Here is a 26,766-nt window from a genome sequence, read left to right as displayed (position 1 = left end):
GTTGGCGATCAAGACCATTAGCTATGCAGCCAGCGACATCGGCAAGCACCGCAGTTCGAACCAGGATTCCGGTTATTCCGGTTACCAGTTGTTCTTCGTGGCCGATGGCATGGGTGGTCACGCCGGAGGAGACATCGCATCGGCTATTACCTCGCAGCGCGTTGCACTAACCGATAGCAAGTACGACACGGTTGAAGAGGCAATTGAAACCCTGAAGGCTGGGGTTCTTGCGGCCAACGCCATGCTGACCGGGACCGTGGTTGAGCACCCAGAACTTCAGGGAATGGGAACCACGTTTTCAGGGCTTTTGGTCCACGGCAGTCAGATCATTACCGCTCACATCGGTGACTCCCGTATTTATAGAGTGCGTTCCGGCGAAGTTACCCAAATAACCAAAGACCACTCGTTCGTTCAAAAGCTCGTTGATCTTGGCCGAATTACTGAAGCCGAGGCCCTAGTTCACCCGCGTCGATCGGTGCTAATGCGAGTACTTGGTGATGTTCAGGGTGACCCGGAGCTAGATATTGCACTTCACGACGCACTGCCCGGTGACCGCTGGATGATTTGCAGCGACGGCCTGAGCGGCGTGGTCCCAGGTGAAGTCATGGCCAAGATCCTGGCTTCAAACATTCCAACTGAAGAAGCCGCTGAGCTTTTAGTGGGGGAAGCTCTTGAGCACGGTGCACCGGACAACGTAACGGTGGTTATCACTGACATTGTTCGCCCGACCGTCAAGGCGGACTTTGAACCCGGTGCTCACTTTGTTGGTTCAGCGGATCATGAAGTTGTCATTGAAGAGCGCAAGGGTGGAAAGATCCTGCGCCTATTCAACCCATTGAGCCTGCTTGAACTGCTGCAAAGCCCAGAGGATCCAGCTCAGTATGCCCCAGAGTCCGAGGAGCTTCTTGAAAAGATTTTGGCTGAGACCAGACGCAAGCTGCGCTGGCGCGCGGTCAGAATAACGGCGCTTTGGCTGTTATTTGCCGGCGTAGCGGTCGGTGTAATCTTCGGTGCCTACCAATACACCCAGACCCGTTACTTCGTTGATGTCTTTGATGGTCAGGTCACCGTCTACCAGGGCATCAATGAGCAATTGGGTCCGTTGAATTTCTCAAGCCCATACCTAGTGTCGAACATAAACATCGAAGATCTCCCTCAGTTCCAGCAAACCCTGATTGAAAGATCCATCTCGGTTGAGTCGTTAGATGACGCATTGCGCCTAATCGAACAGCTTCAGGACGGAATCAATGAGTAACGTCTCACTTACTCAAGCAATTCCAATGTTGCTGAAGGCTGTTCCGCGCTCAAGAAACTTTGAAGCAGTTTTGCTTTTCTGGGTTGCCGGTATTCACGCTTTTGCTTTAGCCCAAATTCAACTCGCGGTCAGTCAGCGGATGTCGTGGGACATGCTCTATTACTGGGCTCCGCCAACCATAAGCGCTTGGATTTTCCACTATGTGCTCAGGAAATACGTACTGAACGCCGATGGTCTACTGCTACCCCTGGCCTTTTTACTAAATGGCCTGGGCATCGCCATGATTTATCGTCTGGACTTAGCTGAGATAACCAGGGGTGGTCAGGACCTGTTTGCCGAGCGCCAGGTTTGGTTGAGCTGCTTTGCAATGCTGATTGCCGCAGTCGTGGTTCGGCTGGTACGGAACCCGCTTGTTCTTAGGCGCTTTCCATATTTGGCAGGTGCGGCTGCCGTTGTCTTACTGCTACTTCCAGCGGCACCAGTTATTGGTAGAACTTTCAACGGTGCGACATTGTGGATTGCAATTGGAGATCTGAGCTTCCAGCCCGGTGAAATAGCAAAAATATTGTTGGCAATCTTCTTTGCGGGCTACTTAGTTTCCAGAAAAGGCCCACTTTCTGAAATTGGATCTCGAGTGTTGGGGATGAAGATTCCAAGCGCGAAGGACCTAGGTCCAATATTGCTGTTCTGGGTTGCCTCAATTGCGGTGCTTGTGATCCAGCGCGATCTTGGAACTTCGATTCTGTATTTCGGTCTCTTTCTTGTCATGATCTACACCGCTACCGGTCGGGGCTTCTACGTTGGTATTGGCTTGGTAATGATGGTCACCGGAGCCCTGGTGGCTTCCAGGTTGTTTGGCTATGTCGGTGCTCGCTTCGATGCCTGGTTGGCTCCGTTTGCAACCGAAAACTACACCGCCCAAGGTGGTAGCTACCAGCTGGTGCAGGGACTGTTTGGAATGGCTCACGGTGATGTGATTGGCGCGGGACTTGGTTCTGGTTTCCCTCAGCTGATTCCACTTGCCGAAAGTGACTTTATATTCGCAGCGCTCGGGGAGGAGCTCGGTCTAGCCGGAATTTTTGCGATTTTGGCAATTTACCTGCTGATTGTTTACCGCGGTCTCAGGATTGCAAATACTCACCAGGACGATTTTTCTAAGCTGCTTGCACTGGGGCTCTCATTTGTACTTGGCCTTCAGGTGTTTATTGTTGCCGGAGGCGTGATGGGGTTGTTGCCCTTGACTGGTCTAACTACACCGTTCTTGGCAGCAGGTGGTAGTGCCCTGCTTGCAAACTGGTCGATCATTGCGCTCCTGCTGGTGCTTTCTGACTCTTCGCTCAAGCGGGTGAAGGAATGAACAGGCAAGTTAGACGAGTCGGCCTTGCGCTGACCGTAATGTTCATTGCGCTGTTCGCAATTGCCTCGTCTATACAGGTTGTTAGAACCGAATCTCTTTATCAAGATTCGAGGAACGTGCGCGCGTCCTACGAAACCTATAAAACTCAGCGCGGTTCGATATTGGTTGGACAAACCGAGATTGTCACAAGCGATGCCGTGAACGACCAGTACCGGTTTCTAAGAAAGTACGACTCTGTTCTTTACAGTGCAGTTGCCGGATACTTCAGCATTTTCACCGGATCCTCTGGCATTGAGCGCTCCATGAATTCGCTTCTCGCCGGCCAAAGCTCCGCGCAGTTTTTTGAGCAAATAAATGCACTCCTCGATGGCACACCGGTAACCGGTGCCGCGGTCGAATTAAGCCTGGATCCGGCGGTGCAGCGAGCTGCCTGGGATGCCCTCGGCGGGCGGAAGGGTGCCGTAGTTGCTCTTGACCCAACAACCGGCCGCATTCTCGCGATGGTCTCAAAGCCAACCTTTGATGCCAACCTCATGTCAGGCCACGAGTACGACCCGGTGAACCAGGCCTACCGAGACTACCTGGATGACCCGGACAAGCCTCTTGTGAACCGGGCAATCGGAGGGGACCTTTATCCGCCTGGCTCAGTGTTCAAACTTATTGTCGCGGCAGCCGCTATCGAATCTGGCCGCTACAGCACCACAACGACCTTCGAAAACCTAGCTAGTTACAGACTCCCCGGCACAACAACGACGATTCAAAACTCTTCCAACAACACCTGCGGAGAAGGGGCACTGGTAACTCTAGAACAGGCCCTAATTAGATCTTGCAATATTCCATTTGCGATGCTCGCAGTCGACCTAGGTCAGGATCGAATCCGAGCCATGGCAGAACTAATGGGCTTTGGGGACGAGATTGCGATTCCACTTTCGGTAACACCGAGCGTTTATCCAACCAACCTGGAGTTGTCTCAGCTAGCCCTTACTGGTTTTGGGCAGTTTGATGTTCGAGTATCACCGCTGCAGATGGCGATGACCACCGCTGCAATTGCCAATCAGGGCGTAATCATGAAACCGCAGCTTGTTGATCAGGTTGTCGCCAGCAATCTAAACGTTCTGAGCCAGCCCGAGCCCCAAGTGTTTTCCTCTCCAATGTCTAGAGAAACTGCAGCGCTGCTGACCCGCATGATGGTCGACTCAGTCGGCTACGGAGCTGCAACTAACGCGGCGATTCCACAGGTCGCGGTTGCAGGCAAGACCGGCACTGCCGAAAACGGGCCCGATGACCCCTACACACTCTGGTTCACCGGCTTTGCACCGGCTGAATCTCCGCAGATTGTTGTCACCGTGGTGGTTGAAGACGGCGGTGGCATTGGTCAGAACGGAACCGGTAACCAAATTGCCGCACCGATCGCTAAGGCAGTTATGAAGGCGGCGTTGAACCGATGAAGCCGGCCGTGGGACAACTTTATGGAGAGCGATACCGACTCCAACTGCGCATTGCCATTGGTGGCATGGGAGAGGTTTGGCAGGCGGAAGACGAGCTAATTTTGCGCCAGGTCGCCATCAAAATCCTCAAAGAAGAGTATCTGTCCGACCCAGCGTTTTTGGAAAGATTCAGAACCGAGGCCCGCTCGGCAGCCCTTGTCGAACACGCAGGTATTGCCAATATCTACGACTACGGCGAGGACACTGGTTCGGCATATCTTGTTATGGAGTTAGTCCCCGGTGAATCGATGTCCCGATTGCTGGAACGTGAAAAACGACTGCCCGAAGCTCAAGTGCTAGACATTGTGGCTCAAACTTCTAGAGCTCTGGCTGCTGCTCACGCCCGGGGCTTGGTTCATAGAGACATCAAGCCGGGCAATCTGCTAATCACACCGGATGGCAAAGTGAAGATAACCGACTTTGGTATTGCAAGAGTGGGTGACCAGGTTCCGCTCACCAAAACCGGACAGGTAATGGGAACCGTTCAGTACTTGGCCCCAGAGCAGGCAACCGGCAAAACTTCAACCGGTGCAACGGATCTATATTCGCTCGGGGTTGTGGCATACGAAGCGCTCGCGGGTAAACGACCATTCCGCGGTGAGAACCAAATGGCGATCGCGATGGCACACATAAACGAGATGCCGCCGGCTCTTTCCGATTCGATTGACCCAAGAGTGCAAAACCTAGTTCTTAGCTGCCTGGCTAAAAAGCCTAATCAGCGTCCAGAGTCAGGAACCTCGCTGGCGATCAGGGCGGAGGCTCTGCTCAAGGAAAAACGCAAAGGTGCTCCTATTACCTCCGCGACCCCAATCGATGATCCTGTCACCGAGGTGATATCTACTGACACTGCACCATTACCAAGGGCGCCGATTGTGTGGCCTTGGCTTGCAACAATTGGATTACTGATTCTGACCACAATTGTGGTGATTGTGGCGATTCTTTCGGAGCCCAACGCTTCTGACGTCTCTCCAACCACGACCCCAAATTCGACCCCCAACACCACTCAAACGGTGGAAGAGACTCCGGAACCAGAACCCACCGAGCCCGCCACCTACCTGATCTTGGTTTCTGATGTGGTGGGCAAAAACTTGAGTGAGGTAACAGCGTGGTTGACCGAGCGTGGTTTCGTCGTGAACGCAATACCCGGTGAACTCATCCCCGGCAGCTCTCCCGAGGTTCGAGTGGTTTATGCGGCCGCTCCAACTGGGAACATAATGGTGGGAAGCACCGTGAACGTTACCTATTACGTCGGCGATTACGAAGACATTCCGATTGAGATTCCGGAGGGTGAGGCCACCGCTGAACCAACTCCGGGGGCAACAGACCCAGCCAATGGTGAGCCAGCTCCGTCAGAGACTCCAGTGGCTGACGTGCCCTCGGTGGTTCCAGGTGACACCGTTGGAGATGTGGTCACGGTAGATCCGGGCACAACGGGGTAATAAGACTGTAACCGAGTCATGCGAGCAATAACCAAAACAAAAACTAGACTTCAATAGGCGGAAAAGAGCGAGTTTGAGTAAGAGCGAGAGACTGATTGCTGGTCGATACCGACTGGGCGAGCTTGTCGGCCGCGGCGGAATGGCCGAGGTATTTGAGGGCTACGACACCAGGCTGGGTCGAACAGTCGCGATCAAGCTTCTAAAATCAGACCTCGCCAACGACGCTAATTTCGAAGCAAGGTTTCGCCAAGAGGCTCAAGCCAGTGCTCGCATGGCCCACCCAACAATTGTTAGGGTCTACGACGCCGGCGAAGAAGAGGCTGCGGATGCAAACGGGCAGATCGTAAAAACTCCGTTCATAATCATGGAGCTAGTCCGCGGCAAGTTGCTTCGCGAAGTGGTTGCCGAAAAAAACGTCGCCATCGAACGAACAGTCGGCTACATTGCCGGCATCCTCACCGCTCTTGAGGTGTCCCACCGTGCCGGCGTGGTTCACCGAGACATAAAACCCGCAAACGTAATGGTCGGAGAAGGCGATTCGATCAAAGTTATGGACTTTGGCATAGCCAGAGCGGTAAATGACAACTCGGCAACTCAGGCTGCGACGGCTGGCATAGTTGGTACCGCTCAGTACTTCTCTCCCGAGCAAGCTCGCGGAGATGCGGTTGATGCCAGAACAGATCTGTACTCGACCGGCGTGATTCTCTATGAGTTGCTGGCCGGGAGGCCACCGTTCAAGGGCGAGAGCGCGGTTTCGGTTGCATACCAACACGTTTCTGAACTAGCTACTCCACCCTCGGCCTTCAACACGGATGTTTCACCAGAGTTAGACGCCGTGGTACTTCGATCGATGACCAAAGATCGCGACGAGCGCTTCCAGACGGCAGAGGAATTCCGAGAGCACTTGCTTGCGGCTCAGGCCGGGACCGCCCTGCCGACAACCAAAAAAGTTCCGCTTTCAAAAATGACCCCGGTAAACCTGGACGCCACCGAAGTAATCTCGACGACCGGAGGGGACGAGTTTCCAACCTCCTTGATTGAAGGCTTCGAAACAGCTCCAAGCAGGCAAATAACTACAACGACCAACAAGGTGGGCGCGGGCGTTCTTTGGGGCCTCGGAACCGGAGTTGTCGTGATTTTGGTTGGCTTACTTTTCTGGGTAATGAACTTAGGTTCTGCTGGACCAGGAACGGCTCCGTCAAGCGGCGTTGAAGTGGCAAGCGTTCAAGGTTCTTTATACGAGGACGCCTACAGCACACTGAACTCGCAGGATCTTGTGGTGCTTCGGGTTTACGAGAAAAGCGAATTGGTGCCAGAGGGAGTTGTCATAAGGCAGGTCCCGGAGGCCGGAACATTGGTTCTTTCTAGCACCGCAGTAACGCTCTATGTTTCCAGTGGTGCGACCGAAGTGACCGTTCCAAACCTGGTTGGCAAAAACGAAGCGGACGCTGTTGCCCTAATTGAGGGGCAAGGGCTGACAGTAGGGAGCATCACGGTTGTCGGATCTCCGATTGTCCCGGATGGCACCGTAATAGCATCTGATCCAGTCACCAACTCGAAGCTGCCCCTTGGCTCAGTTGTCAACATCATCTTGTCCGACGGCACGGTTCAGGTTCCAGACATCAGAAACCTTGAGGTGCTGGAGGCTAGAAGCATCTTGACTAGCCCATCAATTGGCTACACGGTTTCAGTTGAAGTTCTGGACGCGGAAACCTGTACCGGCACACCTGGAACCATCGTTCTGCAGCAATCAGTACTTCCGGGAGAAGGGCCTCAGCTGCAGAACATAATTCTGTATGTCGAGTGTGTGGGTGGCGAAACTCCGGCACCGACGCCGACCGCTACGCCAACTCCAACGGCAACCCCGACGCCGACCCCTGTACCGTAAGGAACTGAGATTCGGTCTAAGCTTTTTCGATTCTGGGGCTTAGGGATTTAGATTTTTCTAAGGCTCCTTCGACCCCGAGAGTTTCAAGCCAATTAGCTATCATGTGATAGCCGCCCTCGGTCATGACTGATTCCGGGTGGAATTGCACGCCGTAGATCGGCTTAGTCTTGTGCTGAAGGCTCATTATGATTCCGCTTTCAGTCTGGCCAGTAACCAGAAGTTGTTCTGGAACACTTTCCGGAACAACTGCCAGTGAGTGATATCTGGTTGCCATAAAACCTTGCGGTAAGCCTTTGAGAATCAGGCTGTCCTGGTGGTTCACCTTGGAGGTTTTACCGTGCATCAGCTCCGGCGCACTTTCAACTCTGCCGCCCATTGCCTCTGCAATTGCCTGGTGCCCCAGGCAAACTCCAAAAACTGGGTAATCGGTATCGAGTGCATATTTCACCGTAGGTATCGATAATCCGGCACTCGCTGGAGTGCCTGGACCCGGAGAGATTAGAACCGCATCAAATTTTTGCAAGAGAGCTGGAAGCTCAGCTTCGGTGATCGCGTCGTTGCGCATAACGGTAGTTTCTGCGCCTAATTGCTGCAAATAACCGTTCAAAGTGTAGACAAAGCTGTCGTAGTTATCTAAAACGAGGATGTTTACCATGGTTCTAATAGCCTAATCGGATGGCGGGTCCTTGGGTTCAGGCATTAAGATACTAATCATGTCTGATTCAAAGAGAAGTAAGAAAAACGAGACCAAGCCACTAACCCCAAAGGTTATCGGCGAAGAAGAGCAAGACAACCCAACCTGGTACAAGGTGGTCATGTTTGGCTTTATGCTCTTCGGCCTAGCCTGGATATTGATTTTCTACATCTCAAGCGCTCGCTACCCGCTCGGTGCAGCTACACCCATTGATCTTTCCAACTGGAACATCCTGGTTGGCTTCGGCATCGCCATGATTGGCTTTGCTATGACAACTAAGTGGAAGTAACTACATCCAGCTAGAGATTTTCAGCATGGTTAGTCCGTAGAGGACCCCCCAAACCAATAGCACTCCAAAAATTTGTTGCACGCGCTTATCGGGCTGCCTAGTCTGCGAGTAGATTCCCGCAATTGCCAAGCCGGTTACAAGGCCGCCTAGGTGGCCCTCCCAAGAGATCCCGGAAACAAAAAACCCGAGGCCGAAGTTTATGGCTATCAAAGTAAAGATTTGAGTGGAATTGCCCCCGGTGGAGCGCACGACAATGAAATAGGCACCCATGAGGCCAAACAGTGCTCCCGATGCCCCCACAACCGGAACCTGAGGGTCTGACAGCCACATCACCGCTACTGAGCCACCGACAATTGCGGTCAGATACATCACCAAGAATCGAACCGGGCCCAAGAGTGGTTCAAGAATGCGGCCGAAGATCCAAATGGCGTAGGAGTTTAGAAGAATATGAAACGGTCCAGTCCAGTCGTGGACGAAGCCGGCTGTGAGCATTCGCCAAGGTTCAAATGGCGCAAATAGCGGGGCAAAGAACATCTGGTTTGTAAAAAGATAGCCAACTGGGCTGATTTGCCCGAGCCAAATAACTACGTTAAGCGCCAACAGGCCCGAAGTTATCGGAACCTGTTGGAAGCTTTGAAGTCTTAAACGAGCCACTTAGGCTTTTTCGATTGTGATGCTCTCAATAATTACATCGTCCACTGGCTTGTCGTTTGCACCGGTTGCAACCTGGCCAATTTGGTCAACTACCTTGCGGCTAACTTCATCTGCGACCTCGCCGAAGATGGTGTGGCGACCCTGCAACCATGTGGTTGGGGCGATGGTGATGAAAAATTGCGAGCCGTTGGTTCCAGGACCAGCGTTGGCCATCGCGAACATGTATGGCTCGGTGAAGGTTAGCTCCGAGTGGATCTCGTCACCGAACTGGTAGCCCGGGCCACCCATTCCGGTTCCAGTTGGGTCTCCACCCTGAATCATGAAATCAGGGATGATTCGGTGGAAGATTACGCCGCTATACAGTGGGGTGTTGGTCTGTGCCGAGTTGGTCTTAGGGTCTCGCCATTCGATGGCGCCAGTTGCTAGGCCCTCGAAGTTCTCGACAGTCTTTGGGGCGTGCAAACCGAACAGGTTTACCTTGATAGCGCCGTGGTTGGTGTGAAGGGTTGCTATTGAAGTAGGTGAGGTCATCCCTACATTCTGCCATGAGTTCTAGACTCGTGGCTATCTGAACAATCTAAAAGTCAGCATGACCAACCAAAAGACGGAGTGAAATGACTACAGCAATAACCTTCACCAACCTCGTGAAGAGCTACGGCAAACAAAAAGCTGTATCCGATTTGAGCATCGAAATTCAAAAGGGCCGCATTACTGGGTTCTTAGGACCAAACGGTGCCGGTAAATCTACGACCCTACGATGCCTTGTAGGTCTAGCTAAACCGACAAGCGGCTCGGCTACCATTCTTGGAGCCGGCTACCGGGACCTCCGGGACCCAATCAGACAGGTTGGCTGCGTCTTAGATTCTCAAGGTTTTCATAGAGCTCTAACTGGAAAACAAAACCTAAAGGTCATGGCCGCTGCCGGCGGCATTCCCGACTCAAGAGTCGATGAGGTTTTAGAACTAGTTGAACTAACCGAAGCTGCAAATAAGCGAACCAAGAACTACTCGCTGGGCATGAAGCAGCGCCTGGCACTCGCGGGAGCCATCCTGGGAGATCCAGAGGTTCTTATTTTGGATGAACCGGCGAACGGACTGGATCCGCTAGGAATTGCTTGGCTCAGAAAGTTTTTAAGGTCACTGGCCGGTTCCGGAAGAACAATCCTGGTCTCTTCTCACCAGCTGGCTGAGATGCAGAACACGGTTGATGACGTCATCATTATGCACAAAGGCAAACTAATAACCTCCGGAAGCATGCAGGAAATCATCAAAGAAGGAACCCTCGAAGAGGCCTTCCTGAAGCTAACCGAAGGGGTGAACTAATGTCTCTTATCAAATCTGAACTTCGCAAAGTTTTATATGTGAGGGCCAACTGGGGCATCCTGCTCGCATCCGTAGTCATCTCGATAATTTCGGTTGTAATTACACCGTTTATTTTTGCAGCTGGCAACGTCGGTGCCGGTCTGACACTTGATTCACCTCAAGCAATCGATGCCGTTTATGCAAATGCGATCTCGGGATATATTTTCGTGATCATCCTGGGAATCATGCTGATGGCCGGCGAATACCGTCACGGCACAGCCGTCGCCACCTTCCTTGCGCGCCCAAAGCGTGAGATAGTTCTCGCCGCCAAGCTGGGTATCGCCGCGATTGTCGGTGCCGTGTTCATGCTCATCTCGGTCTGGGCCTCTATTTTCGCAGGCATCATCGTGCTGGCGACCTTCGATAACGCTGCCGCTCCCTCGAGCAGCACCTTTCTGAACCTGACTATCGCTGGCCTTGTTTCTGGGGCAATTCTCGCAGTCATTGGAGTTGCGATCGGGGCTTTACTGAAGAGCCAGATGTTGGCGATCGTGTTTTCACTGGTTTACTTATTTATCATCGATCCACTGCTGCTAGTGCTTTGGGTCGACATTGCAAAGTATCTACCGGGCGGCTTGATAACGGCGATGACAGCGATCGACATAGACGCCCCGGAATTTGGGATCAACACCGCCAACTTCCTTGACCCTATTCAGGCGACACTGCTTCTACTCGGATACGGAGCGGTCTTTGCGCTCACCTCATTGGTAACAAGCATGAGGCGGGACGTCGAGTAGAAACAAGACATAAAAAACGCCGGCGTCCAGTTGGGAGCCGACGTTTTTTTTGCGTTCAGGGTTTATAGGCCCCTTGGCTTCAAGTATTTCTGAGCAAGTGCGCTTAGGAAGTCAAACAACAGAGCCATAATCGCGACCATAACGGCGCCAATCAAAATAGCTGGTCCTCGATCTAGCTTTAGGCCGGAGTTGATTGTTTCACCAAGTCCGCCACCACCAACCAAAAAGGCCAGTGCCGAGAAGCCAACGTTGATTACTACGGCAGTTCTGATGCCACCTAGAATTACTTCAACTGACAGCGGCAGCTCGATTTTTAGCAAAATTTGTCTCGCGGTTAGGCCCATGCCACGTGCCGCGTCGATTACAGACTTATCCACCTGTTCTAAGCCAACAATTGTGTTTCTAAGAACCGGAAGCAACGAAAAAGTAGCTAGGGCAAGAATCACGGTGACGATTCCCGAGCCCATAAACGAGAAGAAAATAACAATTAGTCCGTAGGCAGGGAGCGCCTGACCGAGGCCAAGAGTGCTAACCAGAAGATTCTTTAGACGAGGATAGCCCTTTCGTGTTACCAAGATGCCCACTGGAACTGCAATTAGGACAACCAAGATCGAGGATGAAAGTCCCAGAATCAGAGTTTCTCCAATTTGCCTTTGAACCTTGTCAGGCGACAAGATCGCAATCGTAATTTTGTCCAGGTCTGAATACGTCCAGACAGCAAAACCCAAAATCGCTAGGGCGGCGGCAAAAACCGGCGAGATGATTAGATCAAGCCGTTCGCTCAAAGGCGATCGGGTCTTAGCTGCTGAGTTAGTTGTGCTCACGAATAACTCCTAGCTGTCGCTCATGATCAACTTGGCGAGGCTCTCGATTGTGGTGCAGCCAAGATACTTACCTTTTCGGTCCGTAACACAAGCCATTCCGACTGAGGACTGAAGCATGACTGTCAATGCATCCTGCAAGGTGTCCTCGGGCTGAAGGTCAACGGTTACTGGTCGGCCAGATTTCTCAATCGGCTGAGTAGTTCGGTTCAAAGCGCGCTCGTCGATCCATCTCAGTGGTCGACCTGAGCCGTCAAGCAGCAGGGCGACTTGATCCGGGGATTCCTGAAGAGTCTTTAGCGCTTCCTCACGCAAAACTGGCGAGGTAAGAGTTGGCACCTGGTGCAGGTCAATGTCGCTTACCTTCTTCAAGGTAAGTCCCTTCAAAATTGCGCCTGAGCCCAAGAAGCTCTCCACAAACTCATCAGCTGGGTGAGCCAAGATTGCCTCTGGTGTGTCCAGCTGAGCAATCTCGGAGCCCTCGCGAAGAATCGCAATTCGGTTGCCCATCTTGATTGCCTCGTCGATGTCGTGTGTGACAAAAACAATGGTCTTTTTAACTTCTTGCTGAAGTCTCAAGAACTCGTTCTGAAGTCGGTCTCGGGTGATTGGGTCGATTGCACCAAAGGGCTCATCCATCAAAAGCACATCGGGGTCTGCCGCTAGCGCCCTGGCAACACCGATTCTTTGAGCCTGGCCACCAGAAAGCTCCTTAGGGTAACGATCTCGGTAAGTTTCTGGATCCATGGAAACAAGTTCCAGCAGCTCATCGACTCGCGCACTTATTTTGTCCTTGCTCCAGCCCAGTAGCTGTGGCACGGTTGCGATGTTCTCGGCAATTGTGCGGTGAGGGAATAGACCTACCTGCTGAATTACGTAACCGATTTTCCTTCTCAGCTCAGACGGGTTTACTTCAGTTACATCCTCGCCGTCAATAAACATGCGGCCGGAGGTTGGCTCAATTAGTCGGTTTATCAACCTAAGAGTTGTGCTCTTGCCGCAACCGGATGGTCCGACCAGCACAAGAACCTCGCCGCGCATGACCTCTAGAGTCAAATTGCGCACCGCTGGATCGCCCGTGCCGTAAGACTTGCTTACGTTTTCTAAACGAATTAATACTTCACTCATCGAATACCCTTCGAGATTGTGGCCGCTCTTAGGGCCTGGAGAACTACGTCAATAACTAGAGCTAGTACTAGACACAACAGCGTGCCCAGCCAGATGGACTCCAGAGAATTTGGTAGCGGCAGTCTTGCGAGGCCGCTCTTTATAAAGTCACCAAGTCCGCCACCGGCGACCAGAGTGGCGAGTGATGCAATTCCAACAGTCAACATCGATGAAACCCTTATGCCGGCCAATATCACGGGCCAAGCAAGAGGAAGTTCCACCTTGATTAGAACTTGAATGGGCGAAAGGCCCATTCCTTTTGCTGCGTCTAAGATTCCCGGGTCGATGCCGTCGAGCCCTGTAATCGTGTTACGCAAGATAGGCAACAGCGAGTAGAGGAACAGCGCAATGAAGGAAGGCGCGAAGCCAAGTCCGACCAGTGGAATGAAGATTACAAATAGTGCAAGGGCTGGGATGGTCAAGAAGACCGAGGCGATGGCTAAGGCCAGCTCCTTAGCTACAGTACTGCGCCTGGTTACGACGCCGGCGACGATGGCAAAAAAGCCAGCCGTCACCAGCACCGTAATCACGTACCAGGTGTGTTGCGCTAGACCTTCTAAAACTTGCTCTTGTCGAGAAAGCGCGAAGTCAATCAGTCTTAATAGAAAGTCCATAGGGTTCTTAGTCGATCAAGCCTTCAGAAACCAGGTATTCCCTGGCTACAACGCCTGAGTCCTGACCTTCAGCCGATACATAGCCGTTTAGCTCTGCCATGCGGACGTTAGTCAAAGGAGCAAGGATTGCATTGATGATTGCATCAAAGGCATCAGGTGCTTCGTTGTACTTGTCCTGACCGATGGTTCCGGAAACGTTGTAAAGGATGTTGACGCCTGGATCTGTAACAAGGGTCAAGCCCAAAGCTGGGATACGACCGTCGGTAGCGTAAACCTCACCGAAGTCACAGTTATTAGCTGATGTCTCGGTGTAGATGATTCCAGTGTCAAGAATCCGCTGTTGGCTGTCAGGCAAGGTGATCCCTGAGTGGTTCTCAGTCAAGATCAGTCCGTCTGGACGGGATGGGAATTCAGACTCCATGCAAACAATTGCATCTGGGTTTGCCTGTGTGTACTCCATCATGCTGGTCAATGTGAATGCCCCACCATTTGCCTCAGTTACTGCTGGGCTGGATGCGAATCCATAAGTGTTGTTGAACGGTGAACGACCAACCCAAACAATTCCATTCTCGGAAAGGTCAAGAGCTGCAACCTCAGGTGTTAGTACATCTGGGTCGAAGCTTGGGTCTTCCTGTCCTAGGTGGACAGCCCATCCGGTTCCGTTGTACTCCATGTAAATGTCAATGTCGCCAGACTCAAGTGCTGCACGGGCAACGCTAGTTCCACCAAGGTTTACCTTGTTGTCAACTGTTGCGCCGGCCTCTTCAAAAGCAGCAACTAGCATTTCGCCAAGAATCAGCTGCTCGTCGAAGTCCTTTGAGCCAACCGTAATGTCAATACCGGAAAGGTCATAAGCACCGATTATCGAAGTTGCAGCTTCGGTTCCGGCTGTGGTCTCTGTCTCTGTCTCTGTCTCAGCTGCTGCACAGCCTGCAAGCACTAGGGCCGCTGTGGCGCCAATTGCCAACATTGAGAATGTCTTGCTTTTGATCATAATTTCTCCTCTGTAGGTTTCACCCAAGGTTAGACAAGCCAATTGTCCTAGTCGAATAGTGTTGAGCATGCGTCAACTAGCGGGTATATTGAGTGGATGAGAACCCACACATCAGGCTTGGCGAGGGACCTTGAAGTGCTTGAGGTTCTGTCTTTTGCCGAGGCATTTACTAACGGCGGTCTTGGCGTTAACCGAGTTTCAGAACTCACGGAGCGCGACAAGGGTCAAATTTCTAGGGTCCTAAAAACACTTGCCTCAAGCGGTCTAGTCGATCGCGATGATAAAACTCGGCGTTATTCACTCGGGCCCAGGCTTTACTCGATGGCAATGCGCACCAAGGAAGCCCACCTGGCGCTCCTGTCCGAACCGAGGTTGTTCGAGTTGGTTGCACAGACCCAAGAAACTGCTCACCTGAACGTATTGCGGGGGGGTCGGGTGCTAACCACGAAGACAGTTGTGGCCGCCCAGGCCCTTCGTCGCTCCGGTTGGGATGGCATCGTGAGTGCCGCCGGCAGCACTGCATCCGGCCGGGTTATGTTGGCAGGCCTCAGTGACGAGGAAATAGAACTTTGGTGGCTTGAGCACGCGCAAGATGACCCACTGCCGGCCCTGCAGACCGCCTTCACGAAGCCCCTTGAGCCAATCAACCGAAAAGTAAAGCGACAATTGCCGGCTAAGAACCTGAGGGCGTTTCTAAAAATACTTCAGGAAGTTAGAGATCTTGGCTACGCGATAAGCGATGGTGAGTTTCAGCCTGGAATCGTAGATGCAGCAGCTCCAGTCAGGGACTCAAGCAACATGATTGTGGCGGCGATAAGCACCGGTGTTCCGAAAGAGCGAATAGGCAATCAGTTTGATCCGCTTGGCCAGTTGGTTTCTGGGGCAGCACTTCGTTTTTCCACCGACCTTGGAGCACCAATTATTGGCCCGGCTTAGTAAAGTTCTAGACATGAGCAACGTTGCTATCATCACTGGCGCTGGATCGGGCTTCGGACTTGGACTGACTAAAAAACTATTGGGTGAGGACTGGATTGTCTACGGTGCAGATATTTCTCCCGACGGACTGGCTCTGCTCAAATCAATTGGCGCACACCCTCTAAAAGTTAATGTCACTAGTGACAGTCAGGTTTCCGCCGGGGTCAAAAAGGTAATCAAGGAACAGGGTCGTATAGACGTCCTAGTTGCAAATGCCGGTTACGGCACTTTTTCTTCTGTCGAAGAGACCACCAGCGAACAGGTGAGAGCGATTTTCGACGTGAATGTATTTGGGATAGAGCGCTTTGTGAAAGCAGTGCTGCCGCAAATGCGCAAACAGGGTTCTGGCCGCATCATTGCAACAACTTCCGTTGTTGCTCACGTTTCACTTGTTGGACTTGGTTGGTATTCCGGAACCAAGCACGCAGTAAGAGCTATGACCAACGCACTTCGCCAAGAGGTGCGTCACTTAGGGATCCGAGTATCAACGGTTGAGCCAGGAACCTCTAAAACCGGATTTGGTGCTCTGGCCTTCGAGACTTTAGACAAGTCAAGATCGATAAGCGACTACGACGGCGTAATGCGAGGACTAAACAAATGGCTCGGGGGTCTCTATCGAGTTTCGCCCGGTCCAAAGACGGTTATAAATAAGCTTCATCGCGCGGCTACCGCCAAGAGACCCCGAGCCCACTACCCAGGGAGCTGGGACGTAGTCGCACTAAAGCTTGCCTTTTACCTATTGCCGAGAAAAACCTTGGATGCTCTGGTGCTATGGCTCGCCAAACACTAAATCAGGTCGGATCCAAGGTCGTCATTGGCGCCTTTTTGGTTTCCGGTACTTTCCATCTGATTGCACCGGCTCAGTTCATGCCGCTGCTGCCGGATTGGACCCCCTACCCTTTGGCATTGGTGTGTTTATCCGGCATAGCTGAACTGCTGGCCGCCATTGGTCTGATTGCAAAATTGCGCTGGGCACCAATTTTCACAGCCCTCGTGCTTCTGGCTGTGTGGCCTGCCAACTGGTGGGTGGCGATCGAAGCTACGAACAATGCCGAAATAGCAACTGCAGTAATTGCCTGGTTGCGGCTACCTCTTCAATTGCCACTTATTTACTGGGCACTGAAGTCACCTGTGAAAAGCGGATAGCTCTCTGGTAACGAGCAGGCCCCGAGCAGAATGTTATCCCGGATGTTTGCCCACTAGACCACCATCGGCTGATGCCTGTCGTCTATGTCTTTCTTAGTGTTCAAAGCCCCAGCGGCAACGAGGAAGGTGATGCCCGCCCTATCATCGTCAATAAATACTTGAGACGATGGAAGTATTGGCTTGAAGGGGATACATATTTTAGTTCGAGATCTTAACTATGTCTCCGGAGCTAGATAGTGACTCAACGGTGACGGTCACGCCTTGAACCGTAATCGAGTCGCCTTCATAGAAGACCGCATCTAGAGTCCTCCAGTCAGGGTACGTATTAGGCTCGCTCAAGTATCTAGTTATATCTCTAGGGCTAACTAGTCTTAGGGGTCCTTCAGAGTGACCTTTAGTCGAGTCAACCGTATAGATCACAACGCCATCCTTTGAGTTGACTACAGGGACATCAAATTTAGAGTCCCAACGGCGAGATTCGATCACTATAGCTTTAGTGCTACTTGTCTTTATTACTACTGCTTTATTAGCCCCGCCCACCTCATTGAGCCGACTAATTTTGTAGTAGTTGGTTGTAATTTCAGTAGAGTCAACACAGAGCACCTGACTGTCATTTAGCCAGCCTTGTACCCACCTAACCCATGCTGTCATTGTCCTAGTAGGGCCACCTTGATTGTCCATAATCTCGTAACCACCCATGGGGTTGACTGCATACTTCTCCCCGATTATTTGTCCAGATTGCTTAGTGTCTCGAAAATCTACTAGCCCCAGGGAGTGACCGAACTCGTGAACGTAGTAGACCCATGATGGCTGTCCAGGATTGTCAATTGCCCAAGTACCAGCAGACATCCAGTCATAGATAGTCCCCTCCTGAGTCCTAAGCCCATTTTGTTTATTGTGGCCAAACGCGTGAGGGCCCGTCTCGAACACCTCTTTTGCACGAGGGATTGCGAAGATAATTGCGTCCATCCCAGAGAAGTCAGTGCCAGCATCGCTAGCAGCAATAAAAGCATCCCCATTTTTCTGCATTATGTCTTTAGAGCGGTAACTTCCACCATCCTCTGCCTGAGACATCTTGTAGTCAACATATGTAGGACCAACTTCAAACCACTGCTTCTGTTGGTGAATCTCAATATCCAGCTTTCCCTCTGACACCATGTAATAAAAGTCTTCAAACATAGATGCTTGCTCTAGCCAATATTTATAGTCAGCCTCCGTGCCCTTGAGGTCTCCCCACTCCAAGAACACTAAGGCTACATTTACCTTTCCAGTGTGTGGAATTTCATATGTTAAAGCCGGGAAAGACGCTGCAAGATCCCTGTTACTACTACTCTGCTTTAATTTGCAGATCCCATCATCTACCGTTTCGCTTGATAGAAGTAGGTCTTGAACAGCAGGAACGGCTACTTCACCAGATTTAGTAGCACCCAGACTTGGAACTGTTTTTAACGTCAGAAGAACCTTCCCCGCATAGCTTCTAGCCTTGGTCGGCTTGTTCTGGAACCAGGTCGAGAGCGCTGGGTTTAGTTGCTTGGCATACTCACAAGCTGCCTTGGCGCGTTTCCTGACGGTTATGTTCACACTCATCGGTTGGTCGTAATACCTAATGCCAGTGCAAATGAACTTCTCAGCAGTGGGGTTCGCCTCAACTGTTGCCTTGACTTGGGCTTTTTGCTGGGAGGTCAGCGTTGTTGCGCTGGAACTAAAGGTCGCCAGGGTCTTTTGATAGACCGAATACTTTGCCCCCGCAGACTGAGCTGGAGTTGCAAATGTTGCAACAAGTAGCAGTGATGAAACTAGAGCTATGACTTTTCTCATTGATCCCCCTGTGAGTGGCTTCAGTCTAGGAGGCTGCGATTATGCATACAAGGTATGAGCTCTTCAAGTTCGGGCAGAATCTATGTCACTGGGGGACAACTTGAAGCCCCCAGATGCGGATTGCCTCTGGGCTTGAGGGATATTAGGCTCCCTCGAAAAAACCAGGCTCCCTGAGCAAATAAATGGCACCTGGAGCGAGCGACGGGAATCGAACCCGCACCACCAGCTTGGGAAGCTGGAGTTCTACCATTGAACTACGCTCGCGAGTATTTAGATTCTAGCTCTTGGCCTGAGTCGGAAATTGCCGGCTAGCCGGCTTCGCTTTCCTGTCCTTCCTAGCGGCTCTAGCTCAGCAAACGGCCCCGCGCTCTTGACTGCAAGTAGCACCAGCAGCACCCAACCGGCCTCTATTAGGAGCCTGGATTCTGAAATCGATTGAGCGGTAATGACCAAGAATATAAACAGCGGAAAAAGATAAAGCGGGTTGGTGTGACGAACCGCCACTGTCCAAAGCCTGACGAAAGTAACTGCCAAAAGCCAAACCAAAAGCCCCAAGCCCACAACTCCCAGCTGCATGAATATGTCCAAATAGGCATTGTGCGCCTGGTACATAGGAACACCGTTCATGACAATTAGGCCCTCGTAAGGAGCCACTCCGGGAACCCAGTAGCCGATCCAGCCCCAACCAAAACCTGGCTTCTGCAAGATTAGAGTCCAAACCTCAGACCAGATTAGGAACCTGCCGGAAGCATCTGGGCTCTTGCCCAAGAAGTCAAAAACGGCTGAAAGGTTAATGACAATCGAAGCCACCGCCAATCCTGCGATAGCGCCGGCACCCCAGTAGATCTGGTGTCTAACCTGGCGCGATCTACCCTCGGCGAGAATTGCAATGACCGCAACAAAACCAATGATTACAACGGCGAGAGTCATGCTCGCACTTTGAGACAAGAACGCCAGCAAAATAGCCAGTCCCAGAGAAATTACCGGAATCAGCCTTTTTTTACTTGTCACGATCGCTTCGACCAGAAACAACAGTGCCCCCAGGACCGCGGTGAAGGCAAGCAGGTTTGCGTTTCCAACAATGCCCTGTATTCGCCCGCCCTCAAAAAGGAGCCCTTGGCTCCAGTAGTAGGCGGCGTATGGCACGGTATCGCCCTCAAAGTTGGGAAACAGCGGGATTACCGGTCCGGTAATGCTGGCAAGTAGCTCGAAAACCAGCGAAGTTGCAAGAATGAAACGAATTAGATTTGAAAGAATATTTAGTAGCTGCCGCCAACTAAATTGGCTGGCTAAAAACAGAGCAAATAACGTCGTGCTTAGCTGTAGGCCGATCATCATAAAACTTGTTCCGAGATACGAGGACCAAGTCAGGCTCAACATCATCCACCCGAGTAATAACATCAAGGCAGTCGGCATCGTTCGAATAAGTTCCACCGGCTTGGATACTGCAAGCGCATAGATGCTGGCCACAGTTAGCAATACAACAGCGACAGACCAGCCACCCCAACCAATCGAATAACGAACAGCGTCGCCGGCTAGGACTAAAAACAAGCCCGGGTAGGCCAGCCACACCCCAGCTCGGTACTTTTGGGAATGGGAGCCGACAGGGATCCTGATCGGCTGAGTTATTGGAATCGAATTGGTAATTTAGTGCTCACTTGGTGCCGATTTTTTGTACCAGCGTGTCAAGGATACCGCTCTAAACTACTAAGCATGAAACTACCTGAGCCAATCATTGTCGACCCACAGTCCGTCCCAAGTTTGAGATGGGGAATCATTGGGCCGGGCCGGATCGCAGAGACGTTTGTAGCTGCCACCCAAAAGCACACCTCGCAGCGGTTTGTTGCCGTTGCCTCAAGAACTTCGGGCCGGGCACAGGAGTTCGCAAGCAAATTCAATATCCCGAAGACCTTTGCTAGTTACGAGGATCTTGTGGCTGATGAAGAAATCGATGCTGTTTATATTTCAAGCCACATGTCGGATCACTTTGAGCACGCAATGCTCGCGATCAATGCTGGAAAAAACATTCTGGTTGAAAAGCCGATTACATACTTGCCAGAGGAAGCGGAGCAAATTTTTGCTGCTGCAAAACAAGCCAAAGTGCTCGCAATGGAAGCCATGTGGACAAGGTATCTGCCCCAGTCCACTATTTTGCGGCAGCTTCTAGAATCCGGCGACCTGGGAAAGCCGGAACTGTTAACAGCCAGCTTTTGCGCGGATAACCGGGCTGTTGAAAGACTCTGGAAACCAGGTGGTGGTGGGATTGTATTTGACATGGGCATCTACCCGATCGCCATTGCTCAAGAAATGCTTGGGGAGCCAAGCTCCATCGCCGCGACCGGACGAGTTAGGCCCGACGGCATGGATGAGGAAAGCTACAGCCTTTTGAATTACGAATCTGGTGCTAGAGCGTCACTTACTATTTCAGGCATTGCGGCCCTCCCAATGCTTGCCCACTGCTCATTTGAAAACGCAGTGATTTCTCTTGGCGAACCATTCTTCGTGCCCTCGAGCATCAGCCTAAAGACCAAGGACTTTTATCCAGAACAGACCACCTGGGTCGATGAGTCAGGAATTGCCGGCCACGAGGGTCTTAGCTATCAGGCAACCTGGTTTGCTAAGTACTTGTCCGAGGGCAAACTTGAATCCGAAGTCCATACCCATGCTCAAACACTTGCCAACATCAGAACAGCCTTTGAGATAACCAAGCAGATCGGCGCGAAGCCCTTCTAGCCTTTAATCCCAATAATCATTGGGTCGTGGAAGGTTCCGCCGAAGGCTCGCTCCGAAGCTCCGGTGCGATCCAGGTATGGGGTAATTCCGCCTAGGTGGAATGGCCAAGCGGCACCCATGATCATGCCTAAGTCGATGTCCTGCGCCGACTGGACAACGCCCTCATCGAGCATCAGCTTCACCTCTTTGGCAAGACCTAGATTTACTGACTCAAAGATTTCCTCGCTAGAACGGCCCTTACCTACGCCATTGCCAACGATTTCCATTGCTTTTTTGTCGTAGCCCTTGATGTTTCCCTTTGCATCGCGATCAATCAGCTTGCCGTATTCAGCCAGCTTGTGGAGGTTCGCACTGGCGTAAAACCTGTCGCTACTAAAAGCATGCATCGAATCAAGCACGTGAGCCCCTACCTTTAGGCCAACTAGTTCTAGGAGGTCGAAAGGGTTCATTGGAAGACCAAGAGGCGCAATTGCTTCTGAGACCTGCTCAAAAGAAGCTCCCTCATCAACAGCCCGCATTGCTTCTCCAAGCAAGTACCCCAGCAGCCTGTTCACGACAAACCCTGCCGAGTCAGAGGTGATTACAGCCGTTTTTCTTAGGTTTTTAGCGACACTCATGGCAGTCGCAACCGCTTGGTCCGAAGACTTGGGTGCTCTGACTACTTCAACCAGCGGCATTACTGCAACCGGGTTGAAGAAGTGAAAACCAACTACCCGCTCAGGGTTTGCTAACTTGGAGCCGATTTCAGCGACCGAAAGTGAGGAAGTGTTTGTTGCCAAAATGCAGGTTTCGCTAACGTGTTTTTCTAGCTCTGCAAAAACTTCTTGCTTAATCTTGAGTTCCTCAAAAACCGCCTCGATAACCCAGTCGCAATCGCTAAAGGCTGCATAGTCTAATGACCCAGAAAGGTTGCCAGCGTAGCGATTTCGATCATCGCTTGAAAGCCTGCCCTTTTCAACTAGCTTGTCTAGCTCTCCGATTATGTAAGACAGGCCCTTGTCTATTCGCTCCTGGGAGACATCGGTTATTACCACCGGTATTTCAAGTCTCCTCAAAAACAAAAGTGCGAACTGCGATGCCATTAGGCCGGCTCCAAGAACACCAACCTTTGTTACTGGAACGGCCAAAGCTTTATCCGGAGCGCCCGAGGGCTTCTTCGCGTGCTTTTGAACCAGGTTGAAAGCATAGATCGACGCGTGGAATTGGTCGGAGGCGCTCAGATCCTCAATGGCCTGGTCTTCCCTGGTAAAAGCATCTTTCTTGGTCCCAGATTTTGCTGCATCGATCAGATCAAGCGCCACGTATGGTGACAGCGGAACCGAACCGAGTTTTTGCCGAACAGTTTTTCTGGCAATTGACACGGCAGGTGACCAAATGGTCGCTTTTTCAACTTTGCCCGGCTCGTTCTTGCGCTTTACCTTCTTGCCCCCGAGTACATCGTCGGCCCAATCTAGTGACTGCTCCAAGAACCTCGGTGAATCAAACATCACATCGGCAATGCCAAGCTCCAGGGCTTCGGCAGGTTTCAGCATTCGGTTTTGCTTTAGAGGATTTTCAATTATTACCTTCAGAGCATTTCTGATCCCAATTAGGTTCGGAAGCAAATATGCGCCGCCCCAACCCGGAATCAATCCAAGAAACACCTCGGGCAGTGCGATTGCTGGAGCAGCTTGGTTCACAGTTCGATAATGCGCATTTAGGGCAACCTCGAGCCCCCCACCAAGAGCAAGACCGTTTATGAACACGAAACTTGGGACTCCTAGGTCAGATAATTTATCCAGCGCCCAATGACCCATTTCTCCAATTAGACGCCCGGAGTGGCGATCCTTGAGGCCCTGGACCTTGGTTAGATCAACCCCGGCAGCTAAGTAGTAAGGCTTTCCGGTAACTGCAACTCCGTGGATCTCTTTATTAGCCGCGCGCTTTTTTAGTTCATCAAGTTTTCCGGCGAATTCCAACAGTGTGTGCGGTCCGAGTGTGTTGGGACGAGTGTGGTCCTTGCCGTTATCTAGGGTTATGAGCGCAATCACACGACCCGAACGCAAAGTGACGTCCGAGACATAGGAATGGCTGATGATTTCATCGGTGTCGGCAAGTAGCGGTGCGAAGTCCTGCATCTTCCTAGCCCTTCCAGTTGCTGTTTTCCCAAACCACGCTGCCGCCCATACCGAGGCCGATGCACATGGTGGTGAGGCCGAAGCGAACTTCGGGGTGCTCTTCAAACTGCTTAGCAAGTTGATTCATTAGTCTCACGCCGCTTGAGGCAAGCGGGTGCCCAAAAGCGATCGCTCCACCAAATTTATTTACCCGTGCGTCGTCGTCTGCAATCCCGAAGTGATCCAGGAACGACAGCACCTGAACGGCAAAGGCCTCATTGATTTCAAACAGGCCGATGTCTTCAATTTTCAGTCCGGCTTTCTCAAGAGCTTTTTCGGTGGCTGGAATCGGGCCGATGCCCATGATCTCCGGAGCGACACCAGCAAAGGCAAACGAAACAAGCTTCATTTTTGGCTTCAGCCCGTGCTTAGCCAAAGCCCTTTCGCCGGCCAAAAGCGCAACTGTCGCGCCATCGGTCAGTGGAGAAGCATTGCCCGCGGTTACTTTTCCGTGAGCACGGAAAGGGGTTTTGAGCCCTTGCATGCCCTCGATTGTTGACTCAGGTCGCATTAGCTCATCTTGAGAGACCAGGGACCAGCCAGCTTCGCTGCCAGCCGAGACTGGTATCAAATCCGGCTGAATCTTATTGTCCTCATAGGCCTTGGCCGCCTTTTGCTGAGATGAAACCGCGAACGCGTCCGCTCTGTCTTTTGTCAGCGCTGGGAAGCGATCGTGAATCTTCTCGGCCGTGCAACCCATGTTTAGGGCATCTGGACTAACTAGCTTTTCAGACAAAAACCTGGGGTTTGGGTCCGCATCGAAGCCCATTGGGTGTCGACCCATGTGCTCAACACCACCGGCCAAAACAAGATCATACGCCCCGATTCCAATTGAGCTTCCGGTCGTTGTGACGGCGGTCATAGCTCCGGCACACATCCGATCAATGGCAAAACCAGGAACGCTTTCGGGTAGGCCGGCCAAGATGCTGGCAGTTCGACCAATAGTCAAACCCTGATCGCCCTGCTGAGTGGTGGCTGCAATTGCCACGTCGTCTATTGCTGAGCGATCTAGGTCTGGGTGTCGTTCCAAAAGACCGATCATCGCCTTCACGATTAGGTCATCAGCTCGGGTGTTCCAGTAAACGCCCTTCTCGCCAGCTTTTCCGAATGGTGTTCTGACTCCGTCTACGAAGTAGACATCTTGAGGTTGCATTATTTCCTAACTAATTGCGAGCGTGTTGCTTGTCGTTCCTTCTCATCCGCCGCCAAAGTAGTGCGGACCAGACCCGGCGTTAGCAAGAATGCATCGACCAGGCTTTCTGCGTGAGGCCTCAGTCTTGGCAATAGCCTGGTGTCGATGTATTCGGTTATTGCTTCAGCTCTTGAGGAAGATAGTCGGCCATTGATCAAGTACCAGGACAAGTTCTCTTCCAAAACGCTGAAGCCATAGAGGTCTCTTAGCCAAGTCAGAATTTGCTTGGAGTCTTCATCCTCAATTGTCTTGAGTGCCGATGTAAACGCCTCCCAAAGGATTAGTTCACCGTGGGCTTTTGCCGCAAGAATCAAGTCATTCTGATACCGGTTAAACAGCTCGGCTTGCTTTTGAGCGTTTTTGGGGCCCGAGTGCTTCAGGTTGTTTGCAAGCTTCGCAATCATGGTGTGGACTCGGTCTGTTAGAAGTTGGTGCTGATGCTCTTCTTCCTTGACGTACCCAACCGAGCGAGCGGTAGAACCAAAATCAACCATTTTTTGAGCAAGGCCCCGCAGGCCACCACGATTAATTGTGGCTTCTCCAACTTGGCCGGCAACATAGCTTGCAAGCGTTCCAAAATCAGGAGACTTGAAGGCTTTTGCGTAGTCGCCCAGAAGACGCTTTGCCACAAGCTGAAGCATCACATTATTGTCGCCCTCAAAAGTGACATAAACATCTAGGTCTGCTCGAAGTCCCGTTAAGCGGTGCTCGGCCATAAAGCCCTGGCCGCCGCATGCCTCGCGACATTCTTGAACAGTTTCCAACGCATACCAAGAACTGAGTGCCTTGGAAGCAGCAGCCACAGTTTCAAGATCCTGTCTTGACTCATCGGTGTCGTTTTGACCTGTAAAGACAGCGTGGAACTGATCAAGAAGTTCTTGGTGAGTGAAGACTTGGGCATAGGTTCTAGCCAAGAGCGGCAAGAGCCTGCGCTGGTGACGTCCGTAATCCATGATGGTTTTTTCTTCACCATCTGGTCCTGGAAACTGTTTGCGCTCAAGCGAATATCTGATTGCAATGTCTAGGGCAAGCTTCTGAGCGTTCACGACGCCGCCGGTGAGAGAAACTCTTCCTTGAACCAAAGCGCCGAGTTGAGTGAAGAATCTTCTTCCGGAGGATTCAATGACCGAGGTGTAAACACCGTCCTCGCTCACGTCTGCGTATCGGTTTAGAAGGTTTGTCCTTGGAACTCTGACGCTGTCGAAATGCAATCTTCCATTGTCGATGCCGTTTAGACCGCCTTTTAGGCCGTCGTCTTCGCTACCAACTCCGGGCAACAGTTTTCCACGCTTGCGAATTGGAACATAGAAGGCGTGGACTCCGTGCTTTTCACCGCCGGTGTAAAGCTGTGCAAAAACAACAGCAGCGTGTCCGTGGAGTGCTGCATTTCCTAAGTAATCCTTGTAGCTGTGTCGATCCGGTGTGTGAATAACAAACTCTTTGGTGTCGGCGTCATAGGTGGCGGTTGTGCCAATCGACGCCACGTCCGAGCCATGGCCAGTCTCGGTCATCGCGAAGGCGCCGGGAATCTCGGTACTAACTGCACTGCCCAAGAAGGTCTTGTGGTGGTACTCGGTTCCCAGATACAAAATCGCGGAGCTGAACAGTCCGTACTGGACGCCATATTTAATCTGCAGCGAAGGGTCCGCGAAGACAAGCTCTTCGAAGCTAGAAAGCGAGGCTCCGGGGTTCATGGTTCCACCGAACTCTGACTGGAAACCGTGCTGCGTTGCTCCGGCGGCTACCAGGGTTCGAAGCTGCTTCAAAACTGTCTCTCGGTGCTCAGCCATTGGCTGGCCCTCTTGCTTGAAAAGCTTGTGCTCTTCTATCACCGAGCGGGTGTGGCGACGAACGTCTGCCCACCTGCCTAAGACTCTTTCACCGATTGCCTCGACGTCTAGTTGAATGTCCTCATTGAAATTCATTTCTCACCTCAACCTCTAGTAAATGACAGAATCTCCGTCTCGCCAAGGGGTGTTTACAAACTTT

Annotated in this window: 24 protein-coding genes and 1 tRNA gene; 12 read left to right on the top strand and 13 right to left on the bottom strand. The window is 51.8% G+C overall.

All coding sequences use genetic code 11. From position 1 onward, the window contains the following. The first annotated feature begins 1 nt into the window (after position 1). The 5 genes from IMCC13023_RS01525 to pknB all read left to right on the top strand — a co-directional run bounded on the left by IMCC13023_RS01525 (position 2) and on the right by pknB (position 7,426). Positions 2–1,255, top strand: coding sequence for a PP2C family protein-serine/threonine phosphatase (locus IMCC13023_RS01525; protein WP_007540534.1), 1,254 nt, complete (start codon positions 2–4; stop codon positions 1,253–1,255). Continuing rightward, positions 1,248–2,612, top strand: coding sequence for an FtsW/RodA/SpoVE family cell cycle protein (locus tag IMCC13023_RS01520; protein ID WP_100207036.1), 1,365 nt, complete (start codon positions 1,248–1,250; stop codon positions 2,610–2,612). The genes IMCC13023_RS01525 and IMCC13023_RS01520 overlap by 8 nt, the downstream gene beginning before the upstream one ends. Next, positions 2,609–4,060, top strand: a complete 1,452-nt coding sequence (locus IMCC13023_RS01515) for a peptidoglycan D,D-transpeptidase FtsI family protein (RefSeq protein ID WP_007540530.1) — start codon at positions 2,609–2,611, stop codon at positions 4,058–4,060. Before IMCC13023_RS01520 ends, IMCC13023_RS01515 begins: the two co-directional genes overlap by 4 nt. Beyond that, positions 4,057–5,538, top strand: a complete 1,482-nt coding sequence (locus tag IMCC13023_RS01510) for a serine/threonine-protein kinase (protein ID WP_007540528.1) — start codon at positions 4,057–4,059, stop codon at positions 5,536–5,538. The genes IMCC13023_RS01515 and IMCC13023_RS01510 overlap by 4 nt, the downstream gene beginning before the upstream one ends. A 73-nt stretch (positions 5,539–5,611) precedes the next feature. Next, positions 5,612–7,426 carry a Stk1 family PASTA domain-containing Ser/Thr kinase gene (pknB, locus tag IMCC13023_RS01505; protein WP_007540526.1) on the top strand — a complete coding sequence of 605 codons (1,815 nt, stop codon included), beginning with the start codon at positions 5,612–5,614 and terminating at the stop codon, positions 7,424–7,426. A 16-nt stretch (positions 7,427–7,442) separates the two neighbouring features. Here pknB and IMCC13023_RS01500 read toward each other — a convergent pair whose 3' ends face one another. Next, complete coding sequence (locus tag IMCC13023_RS01500) at positions 7,443–8,081, bottom strand: anthranilate synthase component II (protein WP_007540525.1); 639 nt, start codon at positions 8,079–8,081, stop codon at positions 7,443–7,445. A 58-nt stretch (positions 8,082–8,139) separates the two neighbouring features. Here IMCC13023_RS01500 and IMCC13023_RS01495 point away from each other — a divergent pair, with 58 nt between their 5' ends. Further along, entirely contained in the window at positions 8,140–8,409 is a 270-nt protein-coding gene (locus IMCC13023_RS01495) for a cell division protein CrgA (RefSeq protein ID WP_007540523.1), read from the top strand. Here IMCC13023_RS01495 and IMCC13023_RS01490 read toward each other — a convergent pair whose 3' ends face one another. Both IMCC13023_RS01490 and IMCC13023_RS01485 read right to left on the bottom strand, forming a co-directional pair. After that, positions 8,410–9,063, bottom strand: coding sequence for a rhomboid family intramembrane serine protease (locus tag IMCC13023_RS01490; protein ID WP_050816701.1), 654 nt, complete (start codon positions 9,061–9,063; stop codon positions 8,410–8,412). Further along, positions 9,064–9,594, bottom strand: a complete 531-nt coding sequence (locus tag IMCC13023_RS01485; protein WP_007540519.1) for a peptidylprolyl isomerase — start codon at positions 9,592–9,594, stop codon at positions 9,064–9,066. It lies immediately after the preceding gene. Positions 9,595–9,677: 83 nt separating this feature from the next. On the opposite strand from IMCC13023_RS01485, the gene IMCC13023_RS01480 reads away from it, so the two are divergent. Continuing rightward, positions 9,678–10,385 carry an ABC transporter ATP-binding protein gene (locus IMCC13023_RS01480; RefSeq protein ID WP_007540517.1) on the top strand — a complete coding sequence of 236 codons (708 nt, stop codon included), beginning with the start codon at positions 9,678–9,680 and terminating at the stop codon, positions 10,383–10,385. Next, a complete protein-coding gene (locus IMCC13023_RS01475) occupies positions 10,385–11,161 on the top strand; it encodes an ABC transporter permease (RefSeq protein WP_007540514.1) in 777 nt (258 codons plus the stop codon). The genes IMCC13023_RS01480 and IMCC13023_RS01475 overlap by 1 nt, the downstream gene beginning before the upstream one ends. A gap of 62 nt (positions 11,162–11,223) precedes the next feature. Here the strand turns inward: IMCC13023_RS01475 and IMCC13023_RS01470 are convergent, their stop codons facing one another. Genes IMCC13023_RS01470 through IMCC13023_RS01455 form a run of 4 tightly spaced genes read right to left on the bottom strand, consistent with a single transcriptional unit; the run spans position 11,224 to position 14,757 of the window. After that, the gene (locus IMCC13023_RS01470; RefSeq protein ID WP_040324786.1) at positions 11,224–11,985 is read right to left on the bottom strand and encodes an ABC transporter permease; all 762 of its coding nucleotides are present in this window, start codon (positions 11,983–11,985) and stop codon (positions 11,224–11,226) included. Positions 11,986–11,994: 9 nt separating this feature from the next. Beyond that, the gene (locus tag IMCC13023_RS01465; RefSeq protein WP_081478822.1) at positions 11,995–13,110 is read right to left on the bottom strand and encodes a betaine/proline/choline family ABC transporter ATP-binding protein; all 1,116 of its coding nucleotides are present in this window, start codon (positions 13,108–13,110) and stop codon (positions 11,995–11,997) included. Then, complete coding sequence (locus IMCC13023_RS01460; protein ID WP_007540505.1) at positions 13,107–13,763, bottom strand: ABC transporter permease; 657 nt, start codon at positions 13,761–13,763, stop codon at positions 13,107–13,109. The genes IMCC13023_RS01465 and IMCC13023_RS01460 overlap by 4 nt, the downstream gene beginning before the upstream one ends. A gap of 7 nt (positions 13,764–13,770) precedes the next feature. After that, a complete protein-coding gene (locus IMCC13023_RS01455) occupies positions 13,771–14,757 on the bottom strand; it encodes a glycine betaine ABC transporter substrate-binding protein (protein ID WP_007540503.1) in 987 nt (328 codons plus the stop codon). A gap of 96 nt (positions 14,758–14,853) precedes the next feature. Here IMCC13023_RS01455 and IMCC13023_RS01450 point away from each other — a divergent pair, with 96 nt between their 5' ends. The 3 genes from IMCC13023_RS01450 to IMCC13023_RS01440 are packed head-to-tail and all read left to right on the top strand — an operon-like array spanning position 14,854 to position 16,878. Further along, positions 14,854–15,693, top strand: a complete 840-nt coding sequence (locus IMCC13023_RS01450) for an IclR family transcriptional regulator (protein ID WP_007540501.1) — start codon at positions 14,854–14,856, stop codon at positions 15,691–15,693. Between the two features lie 13 nt (positions 15,694–15,706). Further along, positions 15,707–16,522: an SDR family oxidoreductase gene (locus IMCC13023_RS01445; RefSeq protein WP_007540499.1), complete on the top strand. Its 816-nt coding sequence runs from the start codon at positions 15,707–15,709 to the stop codon at positions 16,520–16,522. Then, positions 16,504–16,878: a DoxX family protein gene (locus IMCC13023_RS01440; protein ID WP_007540497.1), complete on the top strand. Its 375-nt coding sequence runs from the start codon at positions 16,504–16,506 to the stop codon at positions 16,876–16,878. Before IMCC13023_RS01445 ends, IMCC13023_RS01440 begins: the two co-directional genes overlap by 19 nt. A 198-nt stretch (positions 16,879–17,076) precedes the next feature. Here IMCC13023_RS01440 and IMCC13023_RS07350 read toward each other — a convergent pair whose 3' ends face one another. The 3 genes from IMCC13023_RS07350 to IMCC13023_RS01425 form a co-directional block, all read right to left on the bottom strand. Further along, complete coding sequence (locus IMCC13023_RS07350; RefSeq protein WP_040324784.1) at positions 17,077–18,696, bottom strand: metallopeptidase domain-containing protein; 1,620 nt, start codon at positions 18,694–18,696, stop codon at positions 17,077–17,079. A gap of 190 nt (positions 18,697–18,886) precedes the next feature. Beyond that, positions 18,887–18,960: transfer RNA gene (locus IMCC13023_RS01430), tRNA-Gly, on the bottom strand. Positions 18,961–18,966: 6 nt separating this feature from the next. Continuing rightward, positions 18,967–20,268: an O-antigen ligase family protein gene (locus IMCC13023_RS01425; RefSeq protein WP_007540490.1), complete on the bottom strand. Its 1,302-nt coding sequence runs from the start codon at positions 20,266–20,268 to the stop codon at positions 18,967–18,969. Positions 20,269–20,409: 141 nt separating this feature from the next. Between IMCC13023_RS01425 and IMCC13023_RS01420 the strand changes: the two genes are divergently transcribed. After that, positions 20,410–21,429 (top strand): Gfo/Idh/MocA family protein, encoded by a 1,020-nt coding sequence (locus IMCC13023_RS01420; protein WP_007540488.1) that lies wholly within the window; start codon positions 20,410–20,412, stop codon positions 21,427–21,429. Here the strand turns inward: IMCC13023_RS01420 and IMCC13023_RS01415 are convergent. The 3 genes from IMCC13023_RS01415 to IMCC13023_RS01405 are packed head-to-tail and all read right to left on the bottom strand — an operon-like array spanning position 21,426 to position 26,702. Beyond that, the gene (locus IMCC13023_RS01415; protein ID WP_007540486.1) at positions 21,426–23,546 is read right to left on the bottom strand and encodes a 3-hydroxyacyl-CoA dehydrogenase NAD-binding domain-containing protein; all 2,121 of its coding nucleotides are present in this window, start codon (positions 23,544–23,546) and stop codon (positions 21,426–21,428) included. The two genes, IMCC13023_RS01420 and IMCC13023_RS01415, sit on opposite strands and share 4 nt — an antisense overlap. 4 nt (positions 23,547–23,550) lie before the next feature. Further along, positions 23,551–24,738 (bottom strand): thiolase family protein, encoded by a 1,188-nt coding sequence (locus IMCC13023_RS01410; protein WP_007540483.1) that lies wholly within the window; start codon positions 24,736–24,738, stop codon positions 23,551–23,553. Continuing rightward, positions 24,738–26,702 (bottom strand): acyl-CoA dehydrogenase family protein, encoded by a 1,965-nt coding sequence (locus IMCC13023_RS01405; protein WP_007540481.1) that lies wholly within the window; start codon positions 26,700–26,702, stop codon positions 24,738–24,740. The genes IMCC13023_RS01410 and IMCC13023_RS01405 overlap by 1 nt, the downstream gene beginning before the upstream one ends. Between the last annotated feature and the right edge of the window lie 64 nt (positions 26,703–26,766).

Origin of the sequence: Candidatus Aquiluna sp. IMCC13023 (genome assembly GCF_000257665.1) — a bacterium.
In the GTDB taxonomy this organism is placed as follows: Bacteria; Actinomycetota; Actinomycetes; order Actinomycetales; family Microbacteriaceae; genus Aquiluna.
This window is presented reverse-complemented; position numbering and strand designations above follow the sequence as displayed.

Coding starts and splice junctions, on each gene's coding strand:
- IMCC13023_RS01520 (WP_100207036.1), top strand. CDS start 1,248: ATGAGTAACGTCTCACTTACTCAAGCAATTCCAATGTTGCTGAAGGCT.
- IMCC13023_RS01515 (WP_007540530.1), top strand. CDS start 2,609: ATGAACAGGCAAGTTAGACGAGTCGGCCTTGCGCTGACCGTAATGTTC.
- IMCC13023_RS01510 (WP_007540528.1), top strand. CDS start 4,057: ATGAAGCCGGCCGTGGGACAACTTTATGGAGAGCGATACCGACTCCAA.
- IMCC13023_RS01500 (WP_007540525.1), bottom strand. CDS start 8,081: ATGGTAAACATCCTCGTTTTAGATAACTACGACAGCTTTGTCTACACT.
- IMCC13023_RS01495 (WP_007540523.1), top strand. CDS start 8,140: ATGTCTGATTCAAAGAGAAGTAAGAAAAACGAGACCAAGCCACTAACC.
- IMCC13023_RS01485 (WP_007540519.1), bottom strand. CDS start 9,594: ATGACCTCACCTACTTCAATAGCAACCCTTCACACCAACCACGGCGCT.
- IMCC13023_RS01480 (WP_007540517.1), top strand. CDS start 9,678: ATGACTACAGCAATAACCTTCACCAACCTCGTGAAGAGCTACGGCAAA.
- IMCC13023_RS01475 (WP_007540514.1), top strand. CDS start 10,385: ATGTCTCTTATCAAATCTGAACTTCGCAAAGTTTTATATGTGAGGGCC.
- IMCC13023_RS01465 (WP_081478822.1), bottom strand. CDS start 13,110: ATGAGTGAAGTATTAATTCGTTTAGAAAACGTAAGCAAGTCTTACGGC.
- IMCC13023_RS01460 (WP_007540505.1), bottom strand. CDS start 13,763: ATGGACTTTCTATTAAGACTGATTGACTTCGCGCTTTCTCGACAAGAG.
- IMCC13023_RS01455 (WP_007540503.1), bottom strand. CDS start 14,757: ATGATCAAAAGCAAGACATTCTCAATGTTGGCAATTGGCGCCACAGCG.
- IMCC13023_RS01450 (WP_007540501.1), top strand. CDS start 14,854: ATGAGAACCCACACATCAGGCTTGGCGAGGGACCTTGAAGTGCTTGAG.
- IMCC13023_RS01445 (WP_007540499.1), top strand. CDS start 15,707: ATGAGCAACGTTGCTATCATCACTGGCGCTGGATCGGGCTTCGGACTT.
- IMCC13023_RS01440 (WP_007540497.1), top strand. CDS start 16,504: ATGGCTCGCCAAACACTAAATCAGGTCGGATCCAAGGTCGTCATTGGC.
- IMCC13023_RS07350 (WP_040324784.1), bottom strand. CDS start 18,696: ATGAGAAAAGTCATAGCTCTAGTTTCATCACTGCTACTTGTTGCAACA.
- IMCC13023_RS01420 (WP_007540488.1), top strand. CDS start 20,410: ATGAAACTACCTGAGCCAATCATTGTCGACCCACAGTCCGTCCCAAGT.
- IMCC13023_RS01415 (WP_007540486.1), bottom strand. CDS start 23,546: ATGCAGGACTTCGCACCGCTACTTGCCGACACCGATGAAATCATCAGC.
- IMCC13023_RS01410 (WP_007540483.1), bottom strand. CDS start 24,738: ATGCAACCTCAAGATGTCTACTTCGTAGACGGAGTCAGAACACCATTC.
- IMCC13023_RS01405 (WP_007540481.1), bottom strand. CDS start 26,702: ATGAATTTCAATGAGGACATTCAACTAGACGTCGAGGCAATCGGTGAA.